Below are 794 nucleotides of genomic sequence, written 5' to 3'. Positions count from 1 at the left end.
GTCTCACCATCGGGAGTCATGTAAATGACCGCCTCATATGTTCGCTCAGCTAGTAGCTCATCAAAACAAGCTGCTATAGGCTCTACTCGCAATACCATTCCTGCGCCACCACCAAAGACATAGTCATCAATCTGGCCGTGCTTGTTGATGGCGTAACGGCGTAGATCGTGCAAGTGAATCTCGGCTAGTCCCTTGTCTTGCGCACGCTTTACAATGGAGTGGGCAAAAGGACTACCCAGCAAATCAGGCTGGCACGTGACAATGTCGATACGCATGACGGCAGGATGACTTATAAACTAAGACGGCTCGTCGAACTCGTCAGGTTCATCCCGGTCTCGTGAAGCAGGCGTCAGGTACACGTCCAGCAATCCTTCGGGCAAGCGTACGTGCAACTGCTGCTGGGCATCATCCGCATGTAAGATGAGCTCATCAACTACCGGAATCAAGACTTCCTGGCCCTTGTAGCTCATGGCTAACACATCCTGCTGGGGAAGCTCGTAGAACGTTTCTACGGTACCCAGCTGTCCTAGCTGCTCATCAATTACGGTGTACCCGATTACATCATGGAAGTAGAACTGGTCTTCTTCCAGCGTAGGTAGGTCCGCCAAAGCACGCCATAACTTTGCGTTGCGCAAAGGCTCGGCATCTTCTACGCGGTCTATTCCCTTTAGCTTTAGAAGTACCCGGTTATCGGTTTGGGGCTGTAGCTTTTCTACCCCGTAAGGTACTAGCTTGCCAGGAGCCGAGGGCATTTCCAATAGAACCGAAGGGAGCTTGCGATAGTCGTCGAGGTT

The 794-nt window shown here is 51.9% G+C and carries 1 protein-coding gene and 1 pseudogene; both read right to left on the bottom strand.

The genetic code is table 11. The annotated features are described in order from the left end of the window. Positions 1 to 275: pseudogene (locus VI25_RS22680) on the bottom strand (tRNA (guanosine(37)-N1)-methyltransferase TrmD); the annotation flags it as partial. A gap of 21 nt (positions 276 to 296) precedes the next feature. Further along, on the bottom strand, positions 297 to 794 hold a 498-nt coding region (rimM, locus tag VI25_RS22675), incomplete at its 5' end, for a ribosome maturation factor RimM (RefSeq protein ID WP_055562953.1).

The organism is Hymenobacter sp. AT01-02, assembly GCF_000961955.2.
GTDB classification, from domain to species: Bacteria; Bacteroidota; Bacteroidia; order Cytophagales; family Hymenobacteraceae; genus Hymenobacter; species Hymenobacter mucosus.
Note: the sequence above shows the minus strand (reverse complement) of the source record. Positions and strands in the feature narration are given on the sequence as shown.